This is a genomic window from Microbispora rosea (assembly GCF_044460045.1).
In the GTDB taxonomy this organism is placed as follows: Bacteria; Actinomycetota; Actinomycetes; order Streptosporangiales; family Streptosporangiaceae; genus Microbispora; species Microbispora rosea.
Genome location: NZ_JBITJO010000007.1, coordinates 39,715 through 55,012 on the forward strand (window position 1 = coordinate 39,715; position 15,298 = coordinate 55,012).

A 15,298-nucleotide genomic window follows, 5' to 3' on the forward strand; every position below is an offset into this window, starting at 1 on the left:
GTGCGTAGAGCGCTCTCGCGATTCGGACTCTAGGTCGGCCTCCGCCGCCTGCCCACCCGGGCGACGGCCGCCGTGCCCGTCCTCGCAGGTGGCGGCTCTTCCTTCAGCCGCGGGTCATGAAACCTTCATTCCTCGTGAAAAGGTTTCGGGCCGCCCGGCGTCGCGGCACTCCTTAGACTGGGAGGGCCCCCCACCGGGCGTCGCCTATCAAACAAGGTGCAGAAATGTCTGTTGATCTCGGGATTCCCGCCGTACGGACCCAGCCGATCGCCAAGCGGCGGGTGTCACGTCAGATCATGGTCGGCTCGGTCCCCGTCGGCGGGGACGCGCCGGTCTCTGTGCAGTCCATGACCACCACGCTGACCGCCGACGTCAACGCCACCCTGCAGCAGATCGCCGAGCTCACCGCCACCGGCTGCCAGATCGTCCGCGTCGCGGTCCCCTCGCAGGACGACGCCGACGCGCTGCCGGCCATCGCGAGGAAGTCCAAGATCCCGGTCATCGCGGACATCCATTTCCAGCCCAAATACGTCTTCGCGGCGATCGACGCCGGATGCGCGGCGGTCCGGGTGAACCCCGGGAACATCAAGAAGTTCGACGACAAGGTCGGCGAGATCGCCCGCGCGGCCTCCGACGCCGGCGTGCCGATCAGGATCGGGGTCAACGCCGGCTCCCTCGACCCGCGCCTGCTGCAGAAGTACGGCAAGGCCACCCCGGAGGCCCTGGTCGAGTCGGCGCTGTGGGAGTGCTCCCTGTTCGAGGAGCACGGTTTCCGCGACATCAAGATCTCGGTCAAGCACAACGACCCGGTCGTGATGATCCAGGCCTACCGGCTGCTCGCCCAGCGCTGCGACTACCCGCTGCACCTCGGTGTGACCGAGGCGGGGCCGGCCTTCCAGGGCACGATCAAGTCCGCCGTGGCGTTCGGCGCGCTGCTGGCGGAGGGGATCGGCGACACCATCCGGGTGTCGCTGTCGGCGCCTCCGGTCGAGGAGGTCAAGGTCGGCACGCAGATCCTGGAGTCGCTCGGCCTGCGCGAGCGCGGCCTGGAGATCGTCTCCTGTCCGTCCTGCGGCCGTGCCCAGGTCGACGTGTACACCCTCGCCGAGCAGGTGCAGGCCGGGCTGACCGGGCTCAAGGTGCCGCTGCGCGTGGCCGTGATGGGCTGCGTGGTCAACGGCCCGGGCGAGGCGAGGGAGGCCGACCTCGGCGTCGCCTCCGGCAACGGCAAGGGCCAGATCTTCGTGAAGGGCGAGGTCATCAAGACCGTTCCTGAGTCGCAGATCGTCGAGACCCTCATCGAGGAGGCCCTGCGCCTCGCCGAGGAGATGGGCGTCGACGTGGATCTCGACGACGACGAGGCCGCCGGTCCCGAGGTCGTCGTCCGCTGACCCCGGCATTACAGTTCGCAATGCTCTGACTACACAATGGCAATGAACGGGTAGTACGGACCGTACTCGGTCGATCACATGGCGAAGCTGTCCTCTGCTGTTCGGAAGCAGAGGAGCAATGCCGGTGAAGCGGGTCGTTGGTGTGGTCGCGGGCGTGGCGACGCTGGTCGCCGGGCTGGTCGGGCCGGAAGGGGCTGCCGCCGGGTCGGACCGGCCGGGGCACTGGGGGCCGCCGCAGCGTCCGCTCGAATGGAAGCAGTGCCCGTCCGAGACCAAGTCGGCCTCAGGCGGCCTGCTCGGGCTCGGCTCGGCCCGGCGGGTCGAGCCGGCCGAGCCGGCCCGGCGGGCCGATCGGCGGGAGCCCGTGCAGGAGTGTGCGGAGCTGCGCGTCCCGCTCGACTACCGCGAGCCGTACGGCCAGCAGATCACGCTGGCGCTCAACCGCGTCAGGGGCACCGTCTCACGTGACGGCAACCACCTCGGCGCGCTGCTGGTGAACCCCGGCGGACCGGGCGGCGAGGGCCTCAGCCTGGCCAGGTATGTCGCGGCGCGGCTGCCCAAGGAGGTCGCGGCCCGATACGACATCATCGGTTTCGCGCCCCGCGGGGTCGCGCCCAGCCAGCCCGCCATGTCGTGCGTGGACCCGGCCCGCTTCTACGCGGCGCCCCGCCCCGACAACGTGCCGAAGAACGACGCCGAGGAGCAGGTGCTGGTCGGCAGGGCCAAGCAGTACGCCGAGGGGTGCGGCAACCGCTGGGCCTGGTTCCTGCCCTACCTGACCACCGAGAACTCCGCGCGGGACATGGACGCGGTGCGCGCGGCGCTCGGCGAGGAGAAGATCAGCTACCTCGGCTACTCGTACGGCACCTACCTGGGAGCGGTCTACGCCACCCTGTTCCCGCAGCGCGTGCGCCGCCTCGTCCTCGACAGCGTGGTGGACCCCGGCGGCGTCTGGTACGCGGCCAACATCGCCCAGGACCACAGCTTCGACCGGCGGCACCGCGACTTCCTCGCCTGGGTGGCCGAGCACGACGACGTCTACAAGCTGGGCGCGACGCAGGCGGCGGTGTCCTTCGCGTGGTACTCCATGCGCTCCCGCCTGCGCGGCAGACCCGCGGGCGGGGTCGTGGGCCCGAGCGAACTGGACGACGTCTTCTCCAACGGCGCCTACAGCGACCGGCTCTGGCCCTACCTGGGCTCCGCCTTCTCGTCGTACGTCCGCAACGGCGACGCCTCGGTCCTGGTGAAACTGTTCCACGCGGAGGCCGAGATCGACGCGGAGGAGGAGAACTCCTACGCGGTCTACCTGGGCGTGGAGTGCCGCGACGCGGCCTGGCCCCGGTCGTGGGACCGCTGGCGGACCGACACGCGCCAGGCGCACGCCGAGGCGCCGTTCATGGCCTGGCCCAACGCCGTCTACAACGCGCCGTGCGCCTTCTGGCCGGAGAAGGGCGGCACCCCGGTCAAGGTGGGCACGTCGCATCTGCCGCCCGTCCTGCTGATCCAGGCCGAGCGCGACGCCGCCACGCCGTACGAGGGGGCGGTGCGCATGCGCGGCCTGTTCCCGACCGCGCGCCTGCTCACCTCGGGCGGCGGCAACCATGGAGTGTCGCTCGCCGGCAACGCCTGCGTCGACCGGCAACTGGCGGCCTACCTGCGCGACGCGGCGCTGTCGCCGCAGCGCAGAGGCAGGCGGGGCGCCGACGCGACCTGCCCGGGCCAGCCGGAGCCGCGTGCCACGCTGATGAAGGTCACGACGGGTGCGCCGGGAACGACGTCCCACGTCTCCGCCACACGGCGGTGAGCCCGGCCGGGCCGATACCTCCCAAACGGGAACCGTTCGCGTAGGCTGGGCCCGTGATGCTGCGAACATCGGCGTCGCGCGTGCTCGACGACAGCGATCGTGAAGAGGTGCTGGCACTCCTCGACACCGATCCGGTCGCCAATGTGTTCGTAGCGGCCCGGGTCAGGGCCGTCGGCCTCAGCCCTTCACGGCTCGGCGGCCAGATGTGGGGCTACGGCCCCCGCGGAGGGCTGGTGTCCCTGTGCTACGCGGGCGCCAACCTGGTGCCCGTGAACGCCACCCGCGAGGCCGTCCACGCCTTCGCCGACCGGGCGCGCAAGCAGGGCCGTCGCTGCTCGTCCATCGTGGGCCCGGCCGGCGCCGTGGAGCAGCTCTGGGAGCGGCTGGAGCCGCACTGGGGCGGCGCCCGGGCGATCCGGTGGGCCCAGCCGGTCATGGCCACGAGTTCCGCGCCCGCCGTCGAGCCGGACCCGCTCGTACGGAGGGTCCGTCCCGAGGAGTTCGGCATCCTGCTGCCCGCCTGCGTGGCGATGTTCACCGAAGAGGTGGGCGTGTCGCCGGACAACGGCGACGGCGGAGCGCTCTACCGGTCGAGGGTCGCCGAGCTCATCCGCATCGGACGGTCGTACGCGCGGATCGACGACGGCCAGGTGGTCTTCAAGGCCGAGATCGGCGCGGTGACGCCGCAGGCGTGCCAGATCCAGGGCGTGTGGGTCCACCCCGGCCTGCGCGGGCGCGGCCACGCCGCGGCGGGCATGGCCGCCGTGGTCGAGCAGGCGCTGAAGTACTTCGCCCCGGTCGTCACCCTCTACGTGAACGACTTCAACCTCCCGGCCAGGGCCGTCTACCGCAAGGTGGGCTTCCAGGAGGTCGACACGTTCATGTCCGTGCTGTTCTAGCCGGGTTCCCGCCCGCGCCGAGGCCGGCCTGCGCCGGCCGCACCAGCCGGGTCAGCAGATGGTCCAGCTCGGCCGCCGGGTCGCCGGTCAGGCCGGCGTGCACCGGCCCGGTCTGCACGACCGTGCTGCGCGGCGCGGTCAGCCAGCGGAACCGGGCGCCCAGCGGCTCCCCGCACAGGGGGCCCGCCTCCTCGCCGCACGCCCGCTCGTAGGCGGCCAGGGCCAGCCGTACGCCGGGCAGGTCCACCGGCACGCCCAGCGCCAGCAGCCTGGCCTCGTCCAGCTCCACCCGTGCGCACAGGTAGCCGCGCGGCTGGCAGTAGAGGATGACCCCCGCGTTGACCAGTTCGCCCCGCTCCACGCTGGGCACCACGCGGATCACCGCGTACTCGTAGACGTCCAAGTCGCTCATCGGCCGCCCTCTCGCGCCGCACGCCAGAAGCCGCCGATCGTCGCGCCCGGCCGGCCCCGGTGCGGAGCGGGAGCGGCGGCGCCGGCGGTGTCGGTGTCGGGCAGCCAGTCGCGGGGCCCGGCGACCCGCGCGAGCAGGTGCTCGGTGTAGGCCCGCCGTACGGCGTGCGCGTCCGCGAAGCCCGGCTCGTCCTCCAGCCACTCGTCCGGCACCAGCGCGGTCACCTCGTCGAGCAGCGGCCGGGTGACGAGCGCGGCCAGCTCGTCGTCGGCCTGCCGCAGTTTCGTCGCGAACGGCGCGAGCACGTGGTCGCGGCCGTCGAACCGGCGGCGCGGGTCGGCCGTCGGCCAGTTGTGGTGGAACCACAGGGCGGCGCCGTGGTCGATCAGCCACACCCCGCCGTGCCAGACGAGCAGGTTCGGGTTGCGCCAGCTCCGGTCCACGTTGTGGACGAACGCGTCGAACCACAGCACCCGGGAGGCGAAGTCGGCGTCGGGCTCCCAGGCGAGCGGGTCGAAGCCGAGCGCTCCGGGCAGAAAATCGATCGCGAGGTTGTGTCCGGCGCTCGCCGTGAGCAGGTCCTGGATCTCCTCGTCGGGCTCGCGGACGCCGAGCTGCGGATCGAGGTCGATGACCTTGAGCTCGGGCGTGGCGAAGCCGAGCCGCCTGGCGAGTTCGGCGCAGACGATCTCGGCCACGAGCACCCGCCGGCCCTGTCCCGCACCGCGGAACTTCACGACGTACGTGCCGAGGTCGTCGGCTTCGACGACTCCGGGCAGCGACCCGCCCTCGCGCAGGGGCGCGACATACCGGGTCGCCGTGATCTGTTCGAGCACGGAAGGAAGGCTACCGGCAGGGCCGGCGGGCGCTCCCCTCCCCGCGCCCGCCGGCCGCCCGGCCGGCTCAGTTGGCCTTGCTGGGCAGCCACCACATCCGGCCCTCCGCGACGTCGTGGTAGACGTCGAGCAGGTCCATTCCGGTGATCTTGCTGCGTGATTCGGCGGCGGCCCAGGCGTACACGCCGCGTGCGATCGAGCCGCGCTCCTGCTGGACCCGCATCGCGTAGACGAGGGCCCTGATCTCGTGCACCTTCCGGTTCTCCGGCTCGGCCTGCGCGGCGAGCTCCGCGAGCTGGCAGGCCAGGCGCAGGTCGCCGTCGGCCGCCGCGGCGACGGCCCGGCCCGCGACCGACGCCGCCCCCGCCGACAGCTCGGCGACCGCGCGGGCGAACACGGCAGCCGGTGCGGGCTTGAGGTTGGCGGGGTTGCCGTCGTGCCAGCCGCCGTGCAGCCGCCAGATGTTGCGCACGATGAACTCGGGCTCGTCGTGGCGCTCACGCAGGTAGGGCCGTCCGGCGAGCGCGGGCGGCGGCTTGACCGAGTGCAGGACCTCGTCCAGGCGCGCGCCGGCGTTCATCAGGTCGAGCGTCTGCTCGACGAGGCTGTCGAGATAGTCGGCCGTGTCGTTGAGCGCCCGGCGCACCCTGGCCGGCCCGCGGATCGGCAGCCCACGCCCGGGGAGCAGCAGGTCGGCGTCGAGCGCGGCCATGGCCCTCAGCGCCACCGACCAGTCGTCCGGATAGCGCTGGATCCGCTGTGGGTGGCCCGCCCCGGGGACCGTCCACGCGAACAGGTCACCGGTCAGCAGCACGCCCCGCTCCGGCAGGAACGCCCAGGTGGCGTCGTCGGTGTCGCCGCAGGCGTGGTTGAGCTGGAAGGTGACGTCTCCCAGCGACAGGGACAGCCGCTCGCGGTAGGTCAGGTCGGGGAACCGCTGCGGCGGCGGCCAGACCAGCCGGGGGAGGCCCTGCTCACGCAGGTCGACGATCGCGTTGTACCCGGCCGTCCTGCCCTGCTGGGCGAGCCTGCGGGCCAGCCCCTCCTGCGCCACCACCAGCGGGTGAGGGCCCGGCTCGGCGTCGAACTCCTCCATCCCCGCCAGCCGGTCGGCCCGACTGCGGGAGAAGATCGCGTATTTGAGCGGCTCCGACGACCACTTCCTGATCGCGCGGTACGACTGCTCGGCCTCACGGGCGTCGCCCGTGTCGAAGAGACCCAGCCCGTCCTCGCCACGGACCACGTACACGTTGCCGCACGCCGGCCACATCGCCACGCCGTAGGCGATCTCCTGCACTCCGTCGCGGCGCAGCTCCGCGTAGGGCACGTCCTCGGGGCGCACCGAACCACGCCAGACCTCGTCGGCGTACGAAAGGATCGGCGATTCCATGGTCAGAGCCTGATCCTCGGGGCGGACGGTGCACAGTAGGGAGATCCCTAATGTCCATGCGCACCCGCGCCGACCCGTACCGACTAGCGCCGTCCCGTGCCGACCTGCCGATCGTGCCGACCGTGCCGACTTGTGCTGACCAGCGCCGGTGTCGACCGTGGTGCCGATGCCGATGCCGATGCCGATTCGGTGGTCCGGCCCGGGAGCCGAGCCATCGACACCGGTGTCCCGAGGGCCGGTGCCAAAGACATGTGGCGTTCAATACGGCGGCACGTCGAGGTCGGTGTCGAAGGACGTCGCTACGGCCGCGCCGTCCGCCGCGCCGTCCGCCGCGCCGTTGGTCGTGCCGTCACGTCCGCTGCTGTGGGGCGGAGGAGGGCTTGGTGGAGCCATGATCGTGTCTGGTGCTCCGGCGGGGCCGGCGGGCGGGCGTCCGGGTGGGGCGTCGGGACAGTTGCGGGGCTGGGGTTCGGGGGCGGGTTGGATGATCTTCGGGAGCGGGCTGGGGTAGGTGTGTCCGAGCGGGCTGGTCCATACGATCAGTTGGGGGCCGGGCGAGGTGACCCGCCAGCCGCCGATGTGCCTGGCGCGGTGGTCGTGGCGGCAGGCCAGGTGCAGGTTGTCGGCGGTGGTGGCGCCGTTGTCGGCCCAGGGGTGGATGTGGTCCTGGTCGGTCCGGGTGGCGGGCATGCGGCAGCCCGGCCAGGAGCAGACCCGGCCGCGAATCTGGACATAGCGACGTAAGGCCGCTCCGGCATGCCGCCGACCGGCGGACTCATCGGACTGGATGGACTCGGACTCGGTGAACTCGCCGGGCTCGGACTCGCCGGGCTCGGCAGGCTGTGCGGACTCACCGGGCTGAGTGGGCTGGGTGGGTTGGGTGGGCTGGGCGGCTTGGGGGGGCTGGGTGGGTTGGGTGGGCGGGGCTGCGTCGGGCGGATGAGTGCGGGGGCGGCCGTTTTGCGATTGTCGGGTCTCGGCGTGCTGGGCGTTGCGGGCCAGGTCGGCGATCAGCGGGGCCCAGACGCCGGTGGCGGTGGGGGTCGCGGCCAGTTCGCGGAGTCGTGTGAGGGTGATTTGGAGCTCGACGATGCCGCCGCGTCGTGTATCGCGTGCGGGTCGTTGCGCGGGCGGGCAGGGGCGTCGCCCGGTGATGCCGGTCAGCAGCAGATGCCCGTTGTCGGCGCAGACGGCATAGCGCCATTGCCCGGTGAGCATGGAGGCGACGATCCGGCGGGCCTGAGCGGCGTGGACCATGCCCCAGCCGGGCAGCTGGGCCGGGTGCTCGTCGAGGCCGAGCAGGGTGGTCAGCTCCACCCGTATCTCCCGCACCGACCACGCGCGCACTGACCACGCCCACGACGGCTGGCCTGAGGACGTCTGCGCTGACCGCGCCTGCGCCGACGACGTCTGTGCCGACTGTGCCTGTGCCGACTGTGTCTGTGCCGATGACGGCTGCGTCGTCGGCGTCTGCTCCGGGAAGGGTCGCCCATCGGCATGTCCAAGCCGCTGCCGCAGTCCCTGCCCGTGACCGTGTCCCCGGTCGTGTCGGGGTTTCTGCCTGGGCTCGGCTCCGTATTGCCGTGGGCGGTCTTGCCCAGCCCCTCCGCATGTCTCGTCGGGTGCCGCGCCGCCCGCTTCGCTGTGGGGTCGAGCACCGGTCGAGTCGCCGGCCTCACTGCGAGGCTCAGGGCGTGTCTGGCTTCGGGTCTCAGGGCGTCTCGCGCTGCGGGGCTCGTCAGGGATCTCGCCGCTGGCTGCGTCATCGGCCGTGCCATGGGCCTTGGCCGCGTGATCGGGATCGTCATCGGGCCCGTAAGCCGCGCTGTCGACTGGCTCGGTGGTGGGCTCGGCGGTGGTGTTGGTATCCGTGTCCTCGGTCGCGGTGTCGGCGGCCGTGTCATCGGAGGCGGCGGTGGGCTCGGCGGTGGTGTCGGTGGCGTTGGTGGTGTCGTCTGCAGGCCGGAGGTCGGTGGTGTCGGCTGGGGCGTCGGAGGGGGTGGCGTCCACGAAAGGGTGGGTGCGGACGTGGGTGACGATCTCGGCGTCGGACAGGCCCTCGAAGCTGCCGTCCAGGCTGCCGAGGAAGAGATCGGCCCGGATGTGGTCGACGGGACGGTGGTCTCCCGCGCGTTTGCAGGCGCGGGCCAGCTCGTCGATACGCTCGCAGCCGGCCACCGCCCGATCAAGCGGCAGATCCAGCCCCGAAACCGTCGCGGTGCCGTCGTCGGTGCGCATGCCGACCACGCGGCGTCTGCGCACCGCCTCCCGGTAGCGCTTTTCCGCCCAATCAGGGTCGATGGCCAGCACCAGACGCTGGATGTGCTCGATCAGCTGCCCCACCGTCCAGGCCGGAGCACGACCGATCAGGTGCTCGCAGACCCAGCCGGCCTGGGCGTCGGTCAGACCACCCGTCCAGCGGATGAAGGCCGCCGCCCGCGGCTCGTCCAGCTCTCCGGCCAGCATGGCCTCCCCGAGAACGGGAAGGCGGCGGTGCAGGTTCCACGCCAGATCGAACGCCGAGTCCGCCCGGCGGCGCGACCACACCAGCGCCGCCCGCGCCTCATCGGGAGCGAACTCATCGGGCACTTCCAGACGGACCACGCGGTCGCCGGTGAACTGCTCGCGCAACCCGACCTCCAGCAGCGCGTACAGGAAACGCGCCCGCTCATGGCAGGACTGGCGATAGGCGGCCTTGAGCACCTCGACGGTGTCGAACCCCGACACCCGCCCCACATCGATACCGGCCAGCACCCGGGCGAGCTCGGCCCCCGGCGGCATCGCCGCCAGCCCTGCAGGAATCGCCACCGGCGCCCCGCCCACCCGGCACGAAGACGACCCCCCGGCACCAGACGACGAACCCGGCCCCCACCCAGACGCCCACACAGACGCCGACACAGGCGTGGATATAGACGCGGACACAGACGCGGACACGGTGCGGGACCCCCGGAAGCGGAGACGAAGGCGACTGAACGGCTCCCGGCCGCCCGGACCGGGACTTCCTTCACGCAGACTCGGCTCAACACACGGCGTACGGCCACCGAGGGCCCGCCCACTAGGCTCACCTGTAACGGCTGCCCCAAGACTATCTCGAACACACTATCGATCCAAGCCCCCACCAGCACAAACGTGGAGTCACAACCGCTTCACAGCTCGCCGCGTTCGACGGCCAGGGCGAGTTCGACGCGTGACCGCAGGCCCGTCTTCGCGTAGACGCGGGTGAGATAGACCTCCACGGTCTTGCGGCTGTAGTGCAGCTCCTCCGCGATCTGGGGGTTGCTCAGCCCGTCGGCGACCAGTTCGATGACGCGGCGCTCGCCGGGGGTGAGGCGGTTCGCCGGTTCGGGGACCAGCCCGGCCTCCCGCAGGCGGCGTTCGGACAGCGCCGTCCAGGGCGCCGCGCCGAGGCGGACGAAGATCGCGTGCGCGCGGGAGAGCTGCGCGGTGTCGCCGAGCGCGCCGAGGACCAGCCGGGCCCGCGCCTCCTCGAACGGCAGGCCGTCGGCGCGGGCCCGCTCCAGCGCCGCGCCGGCCCGCGCGCGATCCCGGAACGTGTAGCCCATCGCCAGGTCGGCGGCGAGCCGAGCGCGGGGGGTGCCGTTCCCGGACCGCTCGTCCAGGCAGGTGGCCGCCGCCCGGCGGCTCGCGTCGTCGCCCGCCGCTCCCGTCACCAGCACCTTGATCGCCAGGGCCCGGTGCACCACCTCGGGCACCTCGTACGCGAGGGCGTGGTCGAGCTCGCGCCGCGCGGCGGCGATGTCACCCCGCCCGAGCACCAGGCGCGCGCGGAGCACGCATCGCATTCCCCGGTGCAGCGCGGAGCCGGGCGGCGGCTCGGCGAGGACCCGGGCGGCCTCGTCGAACCTGCCCTGGTCGAGCAGGATGTCCAGCTCCATGTTGCGCAGCAGGGCGAGGTTCTCCAGCAGGCCCGCCTCGGCCAGTGCCCGGCTCGCGACCGCGATCTCCTCCAGCGCCCGCGCCCATTCGCCGCCCATCCGCCGGATGACCGCCATGGTCCGTACGTGCTGTCCGGCGATGTCGTGCCAGCCGAGTCCGCGGTGGATCTGCTCGGCCTGGCCGAGCACCTCGACGGCGCGGGAGCGCAGCCCGGCGATCGCCAGCACGTGCGCCGCCGACTCCAGCGACGCGAGCCGGGCGCCCGGCGGCAGCGCGGCGGCGAAGGTGAGCAGGTCGTCGACGGCCCTTTGCGTCTCGGTCCAGTCGCCCCGCACGAGCGCGTGGATGGCCAGATAGCCGACCGTGATCGCGCGGTCCTGTGGCGGGCAGTCGGACAGGCCGTCCCAGGCCCGCCGGGCGGCCTCCCCGCTGGGCAGGCCCATCTCCGCGCTGACCAGCGCCTGCTGGGCCAGCAGCGCCGATGCGTCGTCGGCCTTGGGGATCTGGCGGCGGGCCACGTCGAGGGCGACCTCGTACCATCCCATCACGTGGGCCGCGCCGACCGCGGTGTAGGCGGCGCGGGTGCGGCGGCGCCCGGAGGGCAGCACGGCGATCGCGCGCTGGGCCGAGTTCAGCGCCAGCGCGGGCCGCGAGCCCTTCCAGTAGGCGAGAGCCTGCCTGGCCAGCAGCTCGCCGGGCTCGGGGGACAGCTCGGCGGCCTTGCCGTACCAGTGCGCGGCCGACAGCGGCGCGGTCCAGCGGGTCAGCTCGGCGGCGCGCAGCACCGCGGGCAGGGCCTCGGCGGGCGGCCCGGCCTCGGCCATGTGGGTGGCCCACTCCAGGACGCGCCTGGTCCCGGTCAGCCCCTCCCGTTCGAGCATGTCGGCGATGCGGCGGTGCACCTCGCGGCGGCCGGAGGCGCCGAGGTCGTCGTAGAGCGCCTCGGCCACCAACGGGTGCGCGAGCGCGTAGCCGTCGCCGTTCCTGCTGACGACGCCGTCCCTGACCAGCGCGTCGAAGGCGCGCTCGGCCTGGTCGGGGGTGAGCGCGGCGAGTTGGGCGAGCGCGGGGAGATCGGCGGCCTCCCGCGTCCGCGACAGCGTGGCCAGCACGCGGGCGAGGTCGCGTCCGCCCCTGTCGCGCTGGAACAGCCGGCTGAGGATCGCACCGCGTCGTGCCCCCGGGTCCGCCGAGCGCACGGCGCCGCCCTGCACCAGGGCCAGCACGGCCTCCTGCACGAACCACGGATTGCCCCGGCTCGCGACGTGGATCCGCCGCAGGACGGTGTCGCTGGGCCGACGGCCGAGCAGCGTGGTGACGAGACGGGCGACCTCGCTCATCGTCAGCGGCTGAAGCCGGATCGACAGGTCCACGTCGAGCGCGGGAGGGTGGCGGGCGGTGCCGAGGATCGCGACGGCGTCGTGGCGGCGCGGCAGAGCCCGCAGCACGCTCAGCGTGTCCGCGTCGGCCAGGTGCAGGTCGTCGATCGCGAGGAGGGTGGGGCCGGGCAGCGACTCCATCAGCCGGGCGGCCATGGCCCCGGGCGCGGCGGCGGGATGGCCGAGCGCGGCCTGGTCGACCGCGTCGAGCAGGCCGGACAGCATGTCGGCCGCCTCGCCGCCCACTGCCTGGAACGCCTCGACGAGCGGGGCGTAGGCGCGCCCGCCGTCCAGTTCGCGGGCCTGGCCGCGCAGCACGCGGAAGCCCTTCAGCCGCGCCGCGGCCTCACCGATCAGATGAGTCTTGCCGATGCCGGGCTCGCCATGGACGAGGACGGTGCGCGGCGTCTTCGACAGGGCCGAGACCACCTGGCCGAGCGCCCCCGCGCGGCCCTCCCCGACGGCCGGTACGTCCACGGCTGGCCGTCACTCCCTTCGCATCGGTCCCGCTGGTGTCACCTAGGACGCGGCGGAAAGGTTGAACGTTCACACGAAATGTGACGCTCTCCGAGCGTGATCGCAAGGGGATAGGTATATCAAGATTCGAACACGGCCACGGCGGCGGCGGTCAGCGTCTCCTCGACCACCTCGGCGGGCACGTCCGTCGTCTTCACCACACCGGACTGCACCGCGCCGAGGGCGGCCCAGGCGCGTACCCGGGTGCCGGGGGAGGGATCGGGGCCTGCCAGGCGGAGGAACAGCTCCCGGCCGAACTCCCTGATCGCCTCGCCGGGAGATCCGGGAGGGGCGCTGTCGGCGCCGCCGATGTCCTCGGTGAGCAGCCGGATCACCGCCCGGTGCCGCACGGCGAACGCGGTGAAAGAACGCAGGAACTCCCGGTGGCCGGAGAACTCGCTGCCGAGCAGCGCGAGCAGGTCGTCAGCGGCCGGGGCGATGATCTCGGTCGCCAGCCGGTCCTTGGGGTGGAAGTGGTAGGCGACCGCCGTCTTCGTCAGGCCGACCGCCGCGGCGATGTCGGCGAGCGACACGGCGGCGTATCCCCGCTCGGCGAACAATTCGCGGGCCGCGGCCAGAATTCGGGAGCGGGTCGCGTTGCCCTGATCGAGTGTGGTCATCGTCTCAATTCCGGCCGCGCCGTTCGCGCGCCGCTCAATTCCTTTTACCCTCGTTTTGTACGGCCGTACAGGACGGTCGTGTGAGGACATGCTATCCGGGACGGACGGCGATCAAGGCGGCGGCGATGAACCTCGTCTCGCTGGGCGCCGCCTTCGGCGCCCTCGCCGTGGTGTTCTCCCAGGGCCTGGGCAGTCGCCTGGTCGGCATGGACCCCCCGCCCTCGGCCGAGGGGTCCCACCTCGCCACGTTGTTCTTCTCCGTGCCCATCGACACGTACGTGCCGCTCATGCTGTTCGCCGTGCTGTTCGGCCTGTCGATGGACTACGAGGTCTTCCTGCTGACCTCCGTACGGCAGGCCTACGCGCGCAGCGGGGACAACCGGAGCGCGGTGGCCGAGGGACTGGGGTCCACCGGCCGCGTCATCACCTCGGCCGCCCTGATCATGGTGGCGGTGTTCACCGCGTTCATCGCCTACCCCGACCCTCTGGTCAAGGTGTTCGGAGTCGGGCTGGCCGTGGCCGTCGCCGTCGACGCGACCCTCATCAGGGGCTTCCTCGTGCCCGCCACGATGGTGCTGCTCGACCGGCTCAACTGGTGGATCCCACGCTGGCTCGACCGGATCCTGCCGAACCTGTCGATCGAGGGCCACGAGGAGGACGGCGGACCCGCCGAGGCGGAGCCAGAACCGGTCGGCGTGGGCAGGCACGCCCGCGCCTGACGCGGTCGCCCGATCGGCGTACGGGATCAGAAGTTCTTGCTGCGGACCGTCCAGAAGGCCCTGGACGCGAGGCCCGAGGATCCCAGGATGTACGACCGCGCGGTGGCGTTGTCGTTGAGCGTCATGTCCAGGAACTGGACCACTGCGGTCATGCCCTCGCTCATCTGGGCGCCGGTGATGAACCCGACGTGACCGGCCTGCGACTGCTCGGCCAGCACGGCCGGCACCTGGGTCAGGTCGTAGTTGGCCCGGCTGTTGTCGTAGGCGATGTCGGAGGGCCCGCCGTCCAGGAACATCACCGGGGTGTGCAGCTTGGACAGTTCAGCGCGTGAGTATCCGAACGAGCCGTCGGCGAACAGCCCGCTGTCCAGCGAGACGACGCTCTTGACCCGCCGGTCCTGGCCGGCGATCAGTGCCTCCAGCCCGCCGCAGGAGTGCCCGGCCGTGGCGACCCTGGACAGGTCGAGGCGCTGGTAGAGCGGCGAGCCGGCGCGGGCGTTCTCCCGCTCGGCCCAGCTGATGCCGTCGGTGAGAAGCGACGGGATCGGGGACCCGCTCTGCACCCCGTTCGACGAGCCGTCGACCGACGCGGTGTCCACCACGACGAACCCGCGGGCCGCGATGAACGTCAGCGCCTGGATCACCTCGCTTCCGTTGGTGTGCGCGCAGGCCCCGTTGCCGAAGACCAGCACCGGCATGGCACGCCCCACGGCCGAGGGGTTCGACGGCCGGAACACCGTGTAGCGGTTGGTGCCGTACGCGCCCTCCCGCGTCACCGGGAAGTTGTTCTCGATGGCGGGCCGGTTCGGCGGCGTGGGACTGGCGCTCGGGGAGGGACTGGGGCTCGGCGAGGGCGAATGCGTGGGAGAAGGCGTGGGGGAGGGAGACGGCGAGGGCGAGAGAGTGGGAGACGGGGTGGGAGACGGGGAGGCGACGTCGCCGGTGCAGGTCACGCCGTTGAGGGCGAAGCTCGCCGGCACCGGGTTGGAGCCGTTCCAGCTCCCGTTGAACCCGAAGTCGGCGCCGCCGCCACCGGGGATAGCGCCGTTGTAGGAGGCGTTGGTGACCGTGACCTGCGCGCCGGACTGGGTGAAGGAGCCGTTCCACAGCTGGGTGACGGCCTGCCCGGCCGGGAACGACCAGGTCAGCCTCCATCCGTTGATCGCGTCGCCGAGGTTGCGAACGCGGACGCTTGCGCCGAAGCCGCCGGGCCACTCGCTGGTCACCGTGTAGTCGACCTCGCATCCGGCCGTGGCCGCCGACGCGACATGGGCCGCCGTCACCGTGACGCCGGTCGTCAGCAGCACGGCGGCGGCAGCCGCCAGCCTCGGCCGTCGGCGGAAAGAACTGTCAAGTCGCACGGGCTTTTCCCTCTCGACAAGGTGTTATCGCTAACATCTTCAGGACGCCGATGTCGACGGGTGGTGCGTTCCTG

Annotated in this window: 11 protein-coding genes; 4 read left to right on the forward strand and 7 right to left on the reverse strand. The window is 72.3% G+C overall.

The annotated features are described in order from the left end of the window. Positions 1-224 precede the first annotated feature (224 nt). From ispG to ACIBK1_RS27650, 3 genes are all read left to right on the forward strand, one after another. Positions 225-1,391, forward strand: a complete 1,167-nt coding sequence (gene ispG, locus ACIBK1_RS27640; protein WP_030511986.1) for a flavodoxin-dependent (E)-4-hydroxy-3-methylbut-2-enyl-diphosphate synthase — start codon at positions 225-227, stop codon at positions 1,389-1,391. Between the two features lie 124 nt (positions 1,392-1,515). Continuing rightward, a complete protein-coding gene (locus ACIBK1_RS27645; RefSeq protein WP_081904009.1) occupies positions 1,516-3,195 on the forward strand; it encodes an alpha/beta hydrolase in 1,680 nt (559 codons plus the stop codon). Positions 3,196-3,251: 56 nt separating this feature from the next. Continuing rightward, positions 3,252-4,094, forward strand: coding sequence for a GNAT family N-acetyltransferase (locus ACIBK1_RS27650; protein WP_030511984.1), 843 nt, complete (start codon positions 3,252-3,254; stop codon positions 4,092-4,094). On the opposite strand, the gene ACIBK1_RS27655 is transcribed toward ACIBK1_RS27650, so the two are convergent. From ACIBK1_RS27655 to ACIBK1_RS27680, 6 genes are all read right to left on the reverse strand, one after another. Further along, a complete protein-coding gene (locus tag ACIBK1_RS27655; RefSeq protein ID WP_051762697.1) occupies positions 4,075-4,506 on the reverse strand; it encodes a DUF3037 domain-containing protein in 432 nt (143 codons plus the stop codon). The genes ACIBK1_RS27650 and ACIBK1_RS27655 overlap by 20 nt on opposite strands. After that, positions 4,503-5,342, reverse strand: coding sequence for a HipA family kinase (locus tag ACIBK1_RS27660; RefSeq protein WP_030511982.1), 840 nt, complete (start codon positions 5,340-5,342; stop codon positions 4,503-4,505). The genes ACIBK1_RS27655 and ACIBK1_RS27660 overlap by 4 nt, the downstream gene beginning before the upstream one ends. A 67-nt stretch (positions 5,343-5,409) precedes the next feature. Beyond that, the gene (locus tag ACIBK1_RS27665; RefSeq protein ID WP_051762695.1) at positions 5,410-6,732 is read right to left on the reverse strand and encodes an alkyl sulfatase dimerization domain-containing protein; all 1,323 of its coding nucleotides are present in this window, start codon (positions 6,730-6,732) and stop codon (positions 5,410-5,412) included. A 258-nt stretch (positions 6,733-6,990) separates the two neighbouring features. After that, positions 6,991-9,540 (reverse strand): DUF222 domain-containing protein, encoded by a 2,550-nt coding sequence (locus ACIBK1_RS27670; protein ID WP_396738639.1) that lies wholly within the window; start codon positions 9,538-9,540, stop codon positions 6,991-6,993. 338 nt (positions 9,541-9,878) lie between these two features. Continuing rightward, the gene (locus ACIBK1_RS27675; RefSeq protein ID WP_396738641.1) at positions 9,879-12,485 is read right to left on the reverse strand and encodes an AAA family ATPase; all 2,607 of its coding nucleotides are present in this window, start codon (positions 12,483-12,485) and stop codon (positions 9,879-9,881) included. Positions 12,486-12,604: 119 nt separating this feature from the next. Next, positions 12,605-13,144 carry a TetR/AcrR family transcriptional regulator gene (locus tag ACIBK1_RS27680; protein WP_076441052.1) on the reverse strand — a complete coding sequence of 180 codons (540 nt, stop codon included), beginning with the start codon at positions 13,142-13,144 and terminating at the stop codon, positions 12,605-12,607. Between the two features lie 80 nt (positions 13,145-13,224). Between ACIBK1_RS27680 and ACIBK1_RS27685 the strand changes: the two genes are divergently transcribed. Continuing rightward, entirely contained in the window at positions 13,225-13,863 is a 639-nt protein-coding gene (locus ACIBK1_RS27685) for an MMPL family transporter (protein WP_396738643.1), read from the forward strand. Positions 13,864-13,889: 26 nt separating this feature from the next. On the opposite strand, the gene ACIBK1_RS27690 is transcribed toward ACIBK1_RS27685, so the two are convergent. Next, positions 13,890-15,224, reverse strand: coding sequence for a cellulose binding domain-containing protein (locus tag ACIBK1_RS27690; protein WP_396738645.1), 1,335 nt, complete (start codon positions 15,222-15,224; stop codon positions 13,890-13,892). Positions 15,225-15,298: the final 74 nt, after the last annotated feature.

Coding starts and splice junctions, on each gene's coding strand:
- ispG (WP_030511986.1), top strand. CDS start 225: ATGTCTGTTGATCTCGGGATTCCCGCCGTACGGACCCAGCCGATCGCC.
- ACIBK1_RS27655 (WP_051762697.1), bottom strand. CDS start 4,506: ATGAGCGACTTGGACGTCTACGAGTACGCGGTGATCCGCGTGGTGCCC.
- ACIBK1_RS27650 (WP_030511984.1), top strand. CDS start 3,252: ATGCTGCGAACATCGGCGTCGCGCGTGCTCGACGACAGCGATCGTGAA.
- ACIBK1_RS27665 (WP_051762695.1), bottom strand. CDS start 6,732: ATGGAATCGCCGATCCTTTCGTACGCCGACGAGGTCTGGCGTGGTTCG.
- ACIBK1_RS27680 (WP_076441052.1), bottom strand. CDS start 13,144: ATGACCACACTCGATCAGGGCAACGCGACCCGCTCCCGAATTCTGGCC.